General features: G+C 57.6%; 10 protein-coding genes. 5 read left to right on the forward strand and 5 right to left on the reverse strand.

The features are described 5' to 3' along the window. Positions 1–3: 3 nt before the first annotated feature. A complete protein-coding gene (locus Q1A91_RS01840) occupies positions 4–1,812 on the reverse strand; it encodes a TolC family protein (protein ID WP_299872006.1) in 1,809 nt (602 codons plus the stop codon). Positions 1,813–2,199: 387 nt separating this feature from the next. On the opposite strand from Q1A91_RS01840, the gene Q1A91_RS01845 reads away from it, so the two are divergent. Beyond that, on the forward strand, positions 2,200–3,558 hold the full coding sequence (locus tag Q1A91_RS01845) for a BamA/TamA family outer membrane protein (protein ID WP_299872008.1): 1,359 nt from the start codon (positions 2,200–2,202) through the stop codon (positions 3,556–3,558). A gap of 8 nt (positions 3,559–3,566) precedes the next feature. Here the strand turns inward: Q1A91_RS01845 and Q1A91_RS01850 are convergent, their stop codons facing one another. From Q1A91_RS01850 to Q1A91_RS01865, 4 genes are read right to left on the reverse strand one after another with little or no spacing between them, the layout of a single operon-like run. Next, a complete protein-coding gene (locus Q1A91_RS01850) occupies positions 3,567–4,925 on the reverse strand; it encodes an aminotransferase (RefSeq protein ID WP_299872011.1) in 1,359 nt (452 codons plus the stop codon). Positions 4,926–4,936: 11 nt separating this feature from the next. After that, a complete protein-coding gene (locus Q1A91_RS01855) occupies positions 4,937–6,217 on the reverse strand; it encodes an NAD(P)/FAD-dependent oxidoreductase (protein ID WP_299872013.1) in 1,281 nt (426 codons plus the stop codon). Beyond that, positions 6,214–6,474, reverse strand: a complete 261-nt coding sequence (locus Q1A91_RS01860) for a hypothetical protein (protein ID WP_299872016.1) — start codon at positions 6,472–6,474, stop codon at positions 6,214–6,216. Before Q1A91_RS01860 ends, Q1A91_RS01855 begins: the two co-directional genes overlap by 4 nt. Continuing rightward, positions 6,474–7,679, reverse strand: a complete 1,206-nt coding sequence (locus Q1A91_RS01865; protein WP_299872018.1) for an aromatic ring-hydroxylating dioxygenase subunit alpha — start codon at positions 7,677–7,679, stop codon at positions 6,474–6,476. The genes Q1A91_RS01860 and Q1A91_RS01865 overlap by 1 nt, the downstream gene beginning before the upstream one ends. 470 nt (positions 7,680–8,149) lie before the next feature. Here Q1A91_RS01865 and Q1A91_RS01870 point away from each other — a divergent pair, with 470 nt between their 5' ends. From Q1A91_RS01870 to Q1A91_RS01885, 4 genes are all read left to right on the forward strand, one after another. Beyond that, positions 8,150–9,259 carry an extracellular solute-binding protein gene (locus tag Q1A91_RS01870; protein ID WP_299872021.1) on the forward strand — a complete coding sequence of 370 codons (1,110 nt, stop codon included), beginning with the start codon at positions 8,150–8,152 and terminating at the stop codon, positions 9,257–9,259. Between the two features lie 85 nt (positions 9,260–9,344). Then, positions 9,345–10,487 (forward strand): ABC transporter ATP-binding protein, encoded by a 1,143-nt coding sequence (locus Q1A91_RS01875; RefSeq protein WP_299872023.1) that lies wholly within the window; start codon positions 9,345–9,347, stop codon positions 10,485–10,487. Positions 10,488–10,540: 53 nt separating this feature from the next. Further along, positions 10,541–11,446, forward strand: a complete 906-nt coding sequence (locus Q1A91_RS01880; protein WP_299873661.1) for an ABC transporter permease subunit — start codon at positions 10,541–10,543, stop codon at positions 11,444–11,446. A 2-nt stretch (positions 11,447–11,448) separates the two neighbouring features. Further along, on the forward strand, positions 11,449–12,291 hold the full coding sequence (locus Q1A91_RS01885; RefSeq protein WP_299872026.1) for an ABC transporter permease subunit: 843 nt from the start codon (positions 11,449–11,451) through the stop codon (positions 12,289–12,291). Positions 12,292–12,320 lie beyond the last annotated feature (29 nt).

Raw genomic sequence — 12,320 nt, forward strand, 5'->3', positions numbered from 1 at the left:
GGATTACCGTTTCTTGGACAACTTGTAGGTCGGCTGACCGCGCACATCATTCACCAGCTGCGGCCGCAGGCCCCAGCGCTGAAGCAGGACACCGCGCGCCCGCGCCAGATTGGCCGCCGCAATCTCACGGGTTGCGCGTGCTGTGACAACCGACTGCTCGTTCAACTGCGCGCGCTCATAGGCGTCCAGAAGCGCGCTGAAGACCGCGATGCTCTGGCCTTCGCCAACACCATCATTCCAGCGGTTCCGCAGCGTGGACAAATCCCGTTGTGCGGCTTGCTGGGCGCGCCGCTGCGCGTTCAGATCCTGGGTGGAGATGATGTATTCGTTGGCGGAAACATTCACTTCGGCCAGAATGGTCGAAATCACCGACAGCACCTGACGCTCCTGCTGGATCGTTTCAAGCCGGCGACGTTTGTAGCGGGCATCGCGTTCGTCAAATCCGAGCGGGACAGAGAACTTCAACCCGACGATGTGACCATTGCCGTTGTCTGAATCGCTGAAAGCGCCAGAAATATCGCGCCCATCCGCGCCCCCCGACAAGGATGCCTCAAGGATCAGATCCAGTTCGGGGAGGCTTTCATTGGCCGCCATACCTTCCCGCAAAAGCGCCGCTTCATATTGCAGAATGGCCTGTTGCAGCTCGGGACGGTTCACGAAAATCTCTTCAAGCGTGTCCTCGACAGACAGGATCTGAAGCGCCCCGTTTGGCGCAGAGGCAGGCAATAGTTCGACATTGCCCGGACCCATCTTTGGGGAGTTCACCAATGCGGCCAGCCGGAACTCCGCATTATCGACCGCGGCCTTGGCCCGAACGGAATCCGCGCGCCACTGGGCAGCCAAGGCAGCCGCCCGGTTGATCAGGACAGGGTCGGCGTCAATCTCCGAGCGGTTACGGACCTGGCTTGCAAGGCGTTGACCGTGGCCTGCCAGATGGGATTTCTGAATGAACACCGCCCGTGCGACATAGAGATTCCAATACGCCCGTTCGGTCTCCAGCAGGTGCGCCTCGGACTGGCGGCGGAATTCCTCAACCGCGATCTGGGTGTCCATATTCGCGATGCGGCGCGGGCTGTCGTTCTGCCCCACGCCAGAGCCGCGCAGCAAGGGCTGTACCAACGAAATGATCGTGCGCGATTCAGTCTGTTCGCCGGGGATGTAGGCGGTGCGGTTGGTATCCGTCGTCGTGAAACGCTGCGAGACTGAAACCTCGCCCCCCGTGATCAGGCGGGACCGCACGCCGAATTCGACCTCTTCCTCATCGGTGATCGCGCGGGCCGCACCCGCTGCAATCGCAGGGCTCGTCGCGCGCTCATTCTCGCGCGACTTGCTGACTTCGGCAAAAAATTCAGGCACGAAGCGGCCCTTTGCCTCCTGAATGGCGGTGCCGCGGATGGCTGGCAAATCCCCGAAAGCCGCAATCTGATGAGAGTGCTTGATTGTGTCACTCACCACTTCGGGCAGGGAGATCGCCCTGTTGCGTTCACCGGGGGTCAGATCCGTCTTGTGGATGGATCCCGCCCACCATTCCCCTGACGTGCCCGGCGCAGAGGTTTTGGCAACTTGGCGAACTTTGCTCAAAGCGACGCCAGCGCCATTTTCCTTGGCTTCGATCAGCGCATAGCGGCCCAGCGACCGACGCAGATAGATCGCGCGCTGCCCCGGATTGCGGAAGCCTTTGTAGGTGATGGAATCGACCGGCCAGTTCTGCGAAGCGGAGTTTCGACTGACGCGAAATTCATCAACACGTCTGCGCGCTTGCGCGGAGGTCAGGTTCTCACCTGCCGCATTTGCATCCGCTTCTTCCTTCACGCTGGGCGAAAATCCTGCTGGTCTGGGCAAATCCCTGAAACCCGGTTCAATTGAGGGCTCCGCGCACCCTGTCAAAACGATGGCTGAAGCGGCGATAAGAACCAGTGGCTTCTTCACGGACATCTCCCTGTACCCAATCGGCCACCGCTGTTGTCCGTGCGGCCTGATGACGTTGAACTTCACGAGGTAGGAGTATGCCAGCATGACGGTACGAGAAAGGCCCCTCCGATTGAAACCTTAGCGCGAACTGGAGCAACCGTTAAATTATGGTTAATTGACAACGTTTTACCGGCGGTTTTTCGCCGATGCTGGACAAAGTACACCAAAAAATTTCGGGACCAGACAAAATCTCACTAAGGGTTTCATAAGTAACAAGGGGGCGGGTGAATGATCAGCAAGCGTGCAGTTTCGGGCAGGTATAAAACGATCGTGGCAAGCCTCGGCATCGCACTGATTGCCGCCGGAACAGCTAACGCAAATCCCCAGCCACGTGTCTTCAACCAGATTGACGTGCGCGGCAATGAACGGTTCAGGGATCAGGACGTCATTGTCAGCTCAGGCCTGCAAACCGGTATCCTGCTGGGTCAGGAAGACCTTGTCGCAGCTGTAGAAGCCCTCGAATACACAGGTGAGTTCGAGGACATCGTGATCACCTCCGAAGATGATACATTGATCATCACCGTTGACGAAACCCCCACCTACACCGGCGGCCTGACCTTCGGGCTGGGGTATGACACAAACAACGGTGTTTTCGGTGTGGCCGGATTGTCGATTGACGATGCCTTCGGAACAGCCGCCCAGCTGCGCGGAAACCTCTTTTTCGCAGATGAAGTACAGACCCTTCGGTTTCAGATCAGATCCGAGGACTTCTGGTCAGAAGGAACGCGCGGCGGTGTGCGGGCGTCCTATGGCAACTATGAATACGACAACACGACCTTCCAGTTCGAAACCGCCAAGGTGGAACCCTACGTTGTCTTCGACGCCTGGGATCGCGGCGCGTTTGAGCTGCGCTACACTTTTGCGCGCAGCGACATCAAGAACGTCGATGCTGCGGCCTCCCCGATCATTCAGGGCGAAGCCGGAGCGCTGAACAATTCCGGTGTGGGTTTCAGTTTCGCCACCGGCTCCTCCTTCTTTGATGCGGAGCGCCCGCCGCTGGACGGATGGTCCCTGCGGTTTGATCAGGATTTCACCGGTTTGGGCGGCGACACGGAACTGTCCTTCTCCCGCCTGTCGCTTGCTGCGCGCAAGCAGCTGTCTGCCAATGGGTTCGCCATCCGGACGCGCATTGAGATGGGGGCGGTTGTGGGTCTTGGCTCTGATGCCCCCCGTGCAAGCGAACGTGTGTCGCTGGGAGGGGCACGGTTGCGCGGGTTTGAGCGCGGCACGATTGCGCCACGCGACGTCTGCCTTGGCTGTGGCGCAGGGGGGGCGGATCAGACGACACTCCTGGGCGGCAACTACTATGCCGTTGCCCGAACAGACGTGCTGATCCCGATTTTCCCGTCCCGCCCTGAGTTTGAAACCTTTGCGTTCTTTGACATCGGTTCGGCCTGGAACGTGGATACGACAACTGCGCCGTCCGGCACGTTGGATGATGGAAAAGACTGGCGCCGCGCATTCGGGATCGGCGCCTCGTTTGATACGCAACTGGGCAAGTTCGAAGCGTATTACGCGCTCGATTCAGATGGTAACGCCTTTGACGAAGTGCAGGAGTTCGGACTGACGTTCAGAACGCAGTTCTAAGCGGCAAGCTAGCCTCCCACACTGTCCACCTTCCGGATCGCCTGCGCCAGAATGTCGAACATCTGATCAATCTGATCCGGAGAGATCACCAGCGGCGGTGACATCACGCACATGTTGATCAGGGGCCGCAACACAAGACCACGCGCCTGACACTCCGCATCAATCAACCCACCCAGCGCATAGTCCCGTTCAAGCGAGGCCCGGCGACCGGGATCATAGGAGCATTCGATACACCCCATCAGCCCCATGCCGCGCGCATCCATAACCAACGGCAGATCGGACAACGCCTTCAACCGTTCCTGAAACTGCGGTGTCACCGCACGCACGTGTTCCAAGAGCCCTTCACGCTCAATGATCTGCATGCTGGCCAAACCTGCCGCAGCGCTGACCGGATGGCCTGAATAGGTGTATCCGTTGGAGAACGTCGCCCCCTGCCCGTTCACCCCAGCCACATCAGCCAGCAGCTTGTCCGAAAAAATGGCCGCTCCCATCGGTGCGTATCCAGAGGTCAAACCCTTTGCGCAGGTGATGATATCAGGCTGAATGTCGAATATGTCTTTCGAGGCGAACCAATGGCCCAACCGCCCGAACGCCGTGACGACTTCGTCCGAAATGTAAAGGACGTCATGCTTGTGACAGACGTCAATGCAGCGCTTGTGATAGCCTTCCGGCGGTACGATAACGCCACCTGATGCCAGCACAGGCTCCGCGATGAAGGCCGCAACGTTTTCCGCCCCCAGTTCCACAATCGCATTTTCCAGATCAGCGATCTTTTCGTCCAGAAACGCCGCGATGCTTTGATCCGGTGCGCGCAGCATCGGGTTCACATCTGGCAGGAAATGCGCAAGGTCGTCAGGCTTGTCCAGCCACAGCCTGTCCCGTTCCTTGCCACTTACGGCTGCCGACAGGTACGTACTGCCGTGGTAGGCTTTCTGACGCGAGATGATCTTTTTCTTGTCAGGTTTGCCAAGCAGATTGTTGCGGAAATGGATGAACCGAATGGAGGTGTCGACAGCTGTCGATCCGCCCGTGGTAAAGAACACATGGTTCAGATCACCCGGCGCGCGTTTGGCGATCTCTCTGGCGAATTCTGACGCAACAGAGTTGGTGTTGTTGAACGGAGAGAAATACGCAAGTTTGCGCGCCTGTGCCGCCATCGCATCCGCGATCTCATCCCGGCCATAGCCCACCTGAACACACCACATCCCGGCAGGGCCATCAATCAGACGCTCGCCTGCATCATTGGTGACATAGACACCGCCGCTGCCTTCGATGAAGGCGCGATCATTCTGGCCCAGATCGTCCATCCCTTCCCAAGGGTGCATGAAGTGATCGTTGTCCCAATTCTTGGCGTTGGTGTTGTCCATCGAATGCTCCGTCAGGTTTCTGGTTGAGTGGCCGGGATGGCCTGTTTCTGCATCGCCGCGATCACTTGTTCGGCTGAGCGTTGTCCGCTCAGATAAGCGCCATGCACCGTGGAATAGGTATCCGTCATGGTGGCCTCTCCTGCGAAGAACAGGCGATCTGCAATTGGTTCTGCAAGCACGCGGCGCGCATCTGTCTGGCCGGGCCGGGCAAAGCTGTAGGACCCCACCGTCAGGTCATTTGTCTGCCAGGCCGTTTCGTCTGTGCGCCGGACGTATTTCAATGCGTCACTGCCGTACGTCGCACGCAGTCCCTGAAGACAAAAATCAGTTGCGGCACCGGCGCCTTCTTCTTCCAATGCCGCTGCAAAGCGTCCGGCGACAAACCCCACTGCAAGCGAAGTGCCGAAAAAGCCGAAATGAAGAGTGCAGAATTCCGCGTCACCTACATGGTAGTCTGCTGCGTCACCTTCTGTGGCTTCTTGCCAGGCAGGATCAAATTCGATCCCGATCTTGTTGAGCAACCCGTTTGGCAGCCCCCCAACAGCCGTCTGTTTGGCAGATGGCAAGGGCGGCACAAACACGATCCGTTCGGCAGCCAGCACGCCGGTGGAGACTGTCAGGATCAGGTGTTTCGCCTCAATCACCCCGCGTGTGGTGGTCACCCGAACACGCGGTCCGGAATAGTCAATTTTCTCCACAGGGCAGTTCAGTTCAACCGGTACGTCACGATGCAAACGCTGAACAAACGCGCCCAACCCGCCTGCGACCAGCCAATCGCCTTGGGCATTCGCATAGTTGTATGAATCTCTGGCTGAGGTGACATCCGCGTCCCCTCCGACCATCTGGGCGATCCAGCGGCTGGCGGTGTCGGCCCATTTCCCGTCTGGCAACGCCGCATAACTGCTGACATCGGGCTCCTGACCGCCGCGTCTGTTGATCGCCTCCCACATCGCGTCGCCGTATGCACCGTAGTCTGCCACTTCCTGAGCTGTCAGGTCATGCCCTTTGACTTGAACCCTTGTGCTGTTCCAATCCGCCTTATGCAGCGGCACCCCCTGCGCTTCTGCCAGCCGCGCAAGCGGATTGATCGCAGCCGAGTGCAGCCATGATCCGCCCCGGTCAAAGGGCACCGAAAACGTGGATGTATCCGTGAAACAACGTCCGCCCGCATGACCTGCGGCCTCCACAACAAGTGTCTCAAGCCCTGCGGCCCGCAACGATTGTGCCGCAGACAGCCCCGCCGTCCCTGCCCCGACAACGATCACGTCGGGGTTCTGAACACCAGACTTCATGCGCTCTGCCCCACTGCTGTGTCAGAAATCAGAACACTGCTTGCGACGCCTTCGAAACGCGCCAGATCAACGGGGTCTTCATCGTCGAATTTGCTGCACTGACGATAGACCTCCAGCATTTCGGCTGACATCAGACCCTGCTGATAGAAGTACATCGCCGCCGCATACCTCACCCCGCCGGAACCCGGCGCACCAACCGGCACCTCAAGAAATGCAAGCTGGGCGTGCGCTTCATCTGAGGGCCCCGTGCCTCCCATCACGAAGACAAGCGAGACTGTAGCGTTTCATTCAACGTGGCAACCTGATCTTCTTGGGGGGGGTCTTCCACGTTGTAGACAGGCAGAACTTTCCGCAAATGGTCATGATGGGACCGAACGCCGTACTCAAGATCGGACAGGTAGAACCCCTCAAAAGACTTTGAAGCCATCGATTCATTTGACCAGATCGTCAGTTGAATATCCTCTTCGACCGTTTCGCGATCTATACGCGACGCCAGATAGCGCGCCGCACGCTGCTGGCGGTCCTCCTGCGCGTTTCGGTACGTCGCGCTGCGCAGCATGGACTTGCCAGTGGAGAGAGGGAATTCCTGATAAAACAACACCGTCTCAGGTGTCACAGCGATCACCGAATTGGGGAATATACCGTAGTACCGCCACGTCTTGTGGAAACCTTCGGGCAGATGGTCCTGGGGTTTGGAGATTTTCTTGTAGTTCCGGACAGCCCAGCGCCGCCCCTTGGTTGGTGTGAATTGCCCATCCGACCGCGAAATTCCATCCACATAGGGCTGATCCTCATAGGTATAGCCATAGAGGTCCTGAAGCGCCGGATGGGCCATTGCCACGTGATAACCTTCGTTGTCCACATCCCGTATCGACTTCCAGTTTACGGGCGTCTCTTCGGTCCAGATGCCGTCGGTCGGCACATGGGTGTCTGATTTGTAGACCGCAATTTCTGCTTCAAAGGGCGCCATCAATTCCGCGACAGATGGCTGCGGTCCGGGTTGAAAGCGCATAAACACGAAGCCCTGCCAGATCTCCATCTCAATCGGGCGCAGGCCAAATTCATGCTTGTCGAGTGCGGGAAAGGTCTCAGGCCGTGCCGCGCCGCGCAACGTGCCGTCCAGATTATAGACCCAGCCGTGGAACGGGCAGATCAGCGCATTGGGACAAACGCCCTGTTCCTTGGCAACCAGCCGCGACCCGCGATGGCGGCAAATGTTGTGAAACGCCCGAATGTCGCCTTCCTTGTCACGCACGATCAGCGCGCGTTCTTGACACAGATCAAAGGATTGAAAGCTCCCAACCTCTGGCAGGTCAGACACATGGCAAGCGATCTGCCAATGGGTCTTGAACAGCTTCTCTTTCTCAAGTTCGAGTAGCGCGTCGCTGTGATAACACCATCCCGGCAAACCGCGACGGTCCCACTGCGCGGGAATTTCGACGTTTCTGACTTTCTGATCCATGGCGTTGATCCAAACCTAAAATACATATTGCGACGCAAAAGCGGGAATGCTGCTACCGTTCGTAGAATTTCAGCCTGCCTGTGGCTGCGCAGGCACCCCTTCCCCGTCACTCCACATTGATCCGCAAATCTGCGTTTGCGTCAAGCATACCTGACTGAACGACCACTCATTTGTCAATCTGACACTTTTACCAAAGCACTTCAATTCTGGTTGGATGCGATATTAAACAGGCTAAATGCCCGTAGCTGCGTATCTTCTTGTTGTGATGTCGTTGGCTTGCGGTGTTGCTTGACTCACCTGTTTCCCTCAGCTTACCGTTTTCCATGACCATCCAATGAGTCAAAACAGGGGCACCTTTTGCGACAGCATACGGCACGCCAGACACTTCTTACCGAGGGATCATGTGATCGCTGTAGCATCGACATGTGCGCCCCCAACAAAGACCATCACATCAGGGAGAACTCCAAGCCATGAACATCAAGAAAGGCATGATGGGCGTCACGCTCACGACAGCCGTAGGCGTCCTTATAGCGGGCACCGCCCTTGCCGAAGATCGCGTCCTCAAGGTCACCAACTGGGGTGAGTATATCGGCGAAGACACCATCGCCAACTTTGAGAAGGAATTCGGCATCAAGGTCATCTATGACCCCTACGATTCCGCGGAATCCATTGATGCCAAGCTGCTGGCAGGTAACAGCGGCTACGACGTCGTCAGCCACTCCGGCGGCGACACCGCGCGCCTGATCAAGGCAGGCATCATCGAACCACTGGACATCTCCAAGCTGGACAACATCAAGCACATGGACCCCGCGCTGATGGAACAGCTGGCCAGCGATTGGGACCCCGGCAACAAACACTTCATTCCCTACATGTGGGGCACCCATGGGGTCACCTACAACAAGGAACTGGTGCTGGAGACCTATCCAGACGCGCCAATCGGCTCCATGGACATGGTGTTTGATCCCGTCCACATGAAAGAGCTTGCCAAATGCGGCGTGTCTTTCCTCGACTCCCCCGGTGATATCATCCCGATGGCGCTGGCACATATGGGCCTGGATCCAAACTCCACCAACCGCGAAGACTACGAAAAAGTAGGCGCGATGCTGGCTGAGATCCGCCCCTACATCAAAACCTTCGACAACTACGCCTACCAGCGGATGCCACAAAAGGAATTCTGCGTTTCCACCACCTGGGGGCCGGACGGCCTGCTGGCGATGTCCGGTGCGGCTGAGGCCAACACCGGCGTTGTTCTGGACTTCTTCCTGCCCGAAGGCGAAGGCGCTGCACAGCTCTGGATTGATGGCTGGCTGATCCCGACGGACGCTGCCAACAAAGAGGACGCGCATCTGTTCCTCAACTACATGATGCGCCCCGAAGTGGGTGCCGCTGACAGTAACTTCACGTGGTACGCGACAGCCAACAAGACGGCCAAGCCTATGGTGGATGAGGAAGTGACCTCCAGCCCGGCGGCGTTCCCAACGTCCGATCAGGTTGCCAAGATGTACACGACGGCTGTGCTGCCTCCCAAAGTGGAGCGCCTGCAAACCCGCACGTGGACAGACTTCAAGGCCGGCAACTAAGCCGATCTGATGTTCTTTGGCGGTGGCGTCCTTTGCGCTGCCACCGCCAGCCTTTACCTCAAGATGAACGTTAGCGAGGCCTGATTTGACTGGTGCACCAACCGTCAGTGACACGCCATGGCTCGACCAGGATGGGCAAAAGCCTTTGGTCCAGATCAAAGGTGTCACGAAGAAATATGGCGACGTCACGGCCGTCGATAACGTTGATCTGGATATCTATCAGGGCGAATTGTTCTGCCTGCTGGGCGGATCTGGATGCGGGAAATCCACGCTGCTGCGTATGCTGGCGGGGTTTGAATCGCTCAACGGTGGCTCCATCACCATTGATGGGATGGATATGGCGGATGTCCCCGCCTACGAACGCCCCACAAACATGATGTTCCAAAGCTACGCCTTGTTTCCGCACATGAGCGTGGAGAAGAACATTGCCTTTGGCCTGCAACAGGACCGTGTCCCGAAGAACGATATCGTCGACCGGGTGCACGATATCCTGACACTCGTTGAGTTGCAGGACTTCAAGAAACGCAAACCGCAGCAGTTGTCCGGGGGGCAGCGGCAGCGTGTGGCCCTTGCCCGCGCGCTGGTCAAACAGCCCAAGTTGCTGCTGCTGGACGAACCGCTTGCTGCACTGGACAAGAAACTGCGCAAACAGACGCAGTTCGAACTGGCCAACATTCAGGAAAAGGTTGGCGTTACTTTCATCGTGGTCACCCACGATCAGGAAGAAGCGATGACCCTGTCGAGCCGCATGGCCGTAATGGATGCAGGGCGTTTCCAGCAGATCGGCACCCCAACGGAAATCTACGAATTCCCGGACTCCCGCTTTGTCGCGGACTTCATCGGGTCCGCCAATTTCTTCGAAGGGCGCGTCACTGAGGACAGCAGCGATCATGTCCGCGTGCAGACCGACGTTGCCGAAGTCTATATCGACCATGGGCAATCCGTGCTTGTAGGCAGCAAGATCTGGGTCGCGCTGCGGCCTGAAAAAATTCAGATCGTCAAAACGGATGAGCCCGTCAGCGGTCCAAACACAGTCAATGGTGTGGTCGATGATATCGGCTATCTGGGCGAAACCTCGATCTACAAGGTTGCGTTACCAAATGGTCAGATTGTCGATGTCACCGCGCCGAACCAATCGCGCCCAACCAGCGAAACGCAACGGATCACCTGGGAAGACAAGGTCGCCATCAGCTGGGAGCCATCCAGCGTGATGCTCTTGAACTCATGAGCGATGCAGCGGCCCAGACAGCGCCCGCTGCGACGCCCGAGACCAAGCCGCTGATGCAGCGCATCCGGCGCAAGCTGCAAAACAACTGGCGCAGCATCGTTGTGATGGTCCCCTTTGCATGGCTGCTGATCTTCTTTCTTGCGCCCTTCTTTATCGTCGCAAAAATCAGCCTCGCCGAACTGGCCATCGCCAGCCCGCCCTTCACCAAAATGATCGAATGGGCGGACAGCGGGATCATGACGATCCGCATCGTCTTTGACAATTTCACCTATATTTTCGAAGACGATCTGTACCTGAACACCTACTTGAATTCGCTCAAGATTTCGACGACATCAACCTTCCTCTGCCTGCTCTTTGGTTATCCCATCGCCTATGCGATTGTCCGCTCCGGTCCCGTGGCAAAGCCGGTGCTGCTGTTTCTGATTATTCTGCCCTTCTGGACCTCTTTCCTGTTGCGCGTCTATGCGTGGATGGGGCTGCTGGCGGATCAGGGCACGATCAACAACCTGCTGATTTCGCTGGGTCTGATCGATGAGCCCATTCGCATGCTCTACACTGAATTCGCGGTCTATGTCGGTATCGTCTATACCTACATGCCGTTCATGATTTTGCCGCTGTATGCCAATATGGAGAAGCTTGACGGCAGCCTGAACGAAGCCGCCGCAGACCTTGGCTCACGCCCCACCAACACCTTCTTCAAGGTGACACTGCCGCTGACACTGCCGGGGATCATCGCGGGCTGCCTGCTGGTCTTTATCCCGGCAACCGGTGAATACGTCATCCCCGATCTGCTGGGCGGCGGCAACGTGAACATGATCGGCCGCGTTCTGTACAATGAGTTCTCCCGCAACAGCGACTGGCCAGTCGCTGCGGCTGTTGCCATCGTCCTTTTGTTCCTGCTTGTCCTGCCCATCATGGTGTTCCAGTACTTCCAGGGCAAAGCGTCGGAGGCGTCATAGACATGTACGGCAAACGCTCACGCTTTCTGACGATCATGCTGACGCTGGGACTGGCGTTCTTCTACATCCCGATGATCCTGCTGATCATCTATTCCTTCAACTATTCCAAGATCGTCCCCGTCTGGGGCGGCTGGTCGCTGCGCTGGTATGAAGTCCTGTTCCAATCAGAGGAAGTGTGGAGCGCGGTGTCCCTCAGCCTCCAGATTGCATTTATCAATGCCACCTTCGCAACCATACTGGGGGCGCTGGCAGGTCTCGCCATGGTGCGCTTTGGTCGGTTCAGGGGACGTACCTTGTTTGGCGGCATGCTGGTGGCGCCGCTGGTGATGCCGGAAGTCATTACCGGCCTTTCCCTGCTGGTCTTTTTCATCTCTCTGAATGAACTGGTCGGCTGGCCTGCGGAACGCGGTTTCACAACGATCACCATTGCCCATATCACTTTCTCCATGGCCTTTGTCGCAGTGACAATTCAGGCCCGTCTGACGGGGATGGGCGAAGACCTTGAGGAAGCCGCAGCAGATCTTGGGGCCAAACCTTTCAAGGTGCTCACAGCAATCACTCTGCCCCGGCTGACGCCAGCGCTGATTTCAGGGTGGCTTCTGGCCTTTACCTTGTCGCTCGATGATCTGGTGATCGCCAGTTTTGTGACCGGGCCGGGTGCAAACACGTTGCCGATCCTGATTTTCTCCCGAATCCGGTTGGGGCTGAGACCGGATATCAACGCATTGGCGACGATCATCATTCTGGTGATCTCCATCTGCGTCCTGATCGCCGCAATCCTGATGTTCCGCCAGCAAAGAGCCGACCTGCGCGACCAGCAAATGGCAGCCGGGGAAAACAGCTGAGCCTTCCTGTCACCACGGCGGCACCAGCG

Origin of the sequence: uncultured Sulfitobacter sp. (genome assembly GCF_947500075.1) — a bacterium.
Lineage (GTDB): Bacteria > Pseudomonadota > Alphaproteobacteria > Rhodobacterales > Rhodobacteraceae > Sulfitobacter.

Excerpts from the sequence above, each read along its gene's own strand:
- Q1A91_RS01845 (WP_299872008.1), top strand. The coding sequence starts at position 2,200 with ATGATCAGCAAGCGTGCAGTTTCGGGCAGGTATAAAACGATCGTGGCA.
- Q1A91_RS01850 (WP_299872011.1), bottom strand. The coding sequence starts at position 4,925 with ATGGACAACACCAACGCCAAGAATTGGGACAACGATCACTTCATGCAC.
- Q1A91_RS01855 (WP_299872013.1), bottom strand. The coding sequence starts at position 6,217 with ATGAAGTCTGGTGTTCAGAACCCCGACGTGATCGTTGTCGGGGCAGGG.
- Q1A91_RS01860 (WP_299872016.1), bottom strand. The coding sequence starts at position 6,474 with ATGGGAGGCACGGGGCCCTCAGATGAAGCGCACGCCCAGCTTGCATTT.
- Q1A91_RS01865 (WP_299872018.1), bottom strand. The coding sequence starts at position 7,679 with ATGGATCAGAAAGTCAGAAACGTCGAAATTCCCGCGCAGTGGGACCGT.
- Q1A91_RS01870 (WP_299872021.1), top strand. The coding sequence starts at position 8,150 with ATGAACATCAAGAAAGGCATGATGGGCGTCACGCTCACGACAGCCGTA.
- Q1A91_RS01880 (WP_299873661.1), top strand. The coding sequence starts at position 10,541 with ATGCAGCGCATCCGGCGCAAGCTGCAAAACAACTGGCGCAGCATCGTT.
- Q1A91_RS01885 (WP_299872026.1), top strand. The coding sequence starts at position 11,449 with ATGTACGGCAAACGCTCACGCTTTCTGACGATCATGCTGACGCTGGGA.